Source organism: Pseudomonas sp. EA_65y_Pfl1_P113 (assembly GCF_963970525.1).
In the GTDB taxonomy this organism is placed as follows: domain Bacteria; phylum Pseudomonadota; class Gammaproteobacteria; order Pseudomonadales; family Pseudomonadaceae; genus Aquipseudomonas; species Aquipseudomonas tritici.
This window is the reverse complement of sequence record NZ_CAXAQM010000101.1, coordinates 1-1,075: the sequence shown is the minus strand read 5'-3', so window position 1 is coordinate 1,075 and position 1,075 is coordinate 1. Positions and strand designations below refer to the sequence as shown.

1 pseudogene is annotated in these 1,075 nt (G+C 64.4%); it reads left to right on the top strand.

Going from position 1 to position 1,075, the window contains the following annotated elements:
- Positions 1–971: pseudogene (locus tag AACY52_RS28460) on the top strand (IS3 family transposase); the annotation flags it as partial.
- Between the last annotated feature and the right edge of the window lie 104 nt (positions 972–1,075).

The following is a 1,075-nucleotide window of genomic DNA, read 5'->3' as shown; positions in this document are numbered from 1 at the left end:
ATGCTGGACAACTCGGCGTTGAAGGACCTCCTCGGAAAAAAATGGTAACGCCCGCTGCCGAGCGGGATCCTGTCGCCCATCTCCAGACTGCCCATGGGATGAGCGAGCGGCGGGCGTGCCAGGCGCTGGGGTGCTGTCGGATGACAATGCGCTACCGGGCCACCAGGATCGATGACGGCTTGCTGCGCGAGCGGATGAAGGCCATTGCCCATGAGCGGCGACGGTTCGGCTATCGGCGGCTGCACGTTCTGCTCCGACGCGAGGGGCATGTGGTCAATCACAAGCGATTGTTCCGGATCTATCGCGAGGAGAAGCTGACCGTGCGCCGCCGTGGCGGGCGCAAGCGGGCCATGGGCACGCGGGCGCCGATGCTGATCCCGATGGCGCCGAACCGGCGCTGGTCACTCGACTTCGTCTCGGACCAGCTCACCGACGGCCGCCGCTTCCGCATCCTGACCGTCGTCGACGACTGCACGCGGGAATGCCTTGCCCTGGTCGCCGACACTTCGCTGTCTGGACTGCGGGTGGCGCGCGAACTCGAAGCGCTCATCGCCGGGCGCGGGAAGCCGGCAATGATCGTCAGCGACAACGGCACCGAGTTCACCTCGAACGCCATCCTGGGCTTCGCCGAGCGGATGAAGATCGACTGGCATTACATCGCCCCGGGCAAACCGATCCAGAACGCCTTCATCGAAAGTTTTAACGGTCGGCTGCGCGACGAGCTGCTCAACGAGACGCTGTTCCCCTCGCTCTCGCACGTGCGGGCAACGGCGGCGTCATGGAGGACCGATTACAACCTCAACCGACCGCACTCGCGGCTCGGCTGGCTGACACCTGCCGAATACGCCGACACCTTCAACCCGCGACGGGATCTGCCGCTGCGCTCAATGGCCAGCTCCGCGTCAGCCCCCGTCGCTCACTCCGCCCAGATGGGCAAAACCAACCGTCAGAGTCTCCATCACGCTGGATAGAAGTTGGGGGCAACGTCAATCGGCGACCGCCACCCAGGCCTACTGGTCCTGCAATATTCCTAGGATCTGGTCGTCGTTGAACCTGATGCGATTCATCTCTGGTC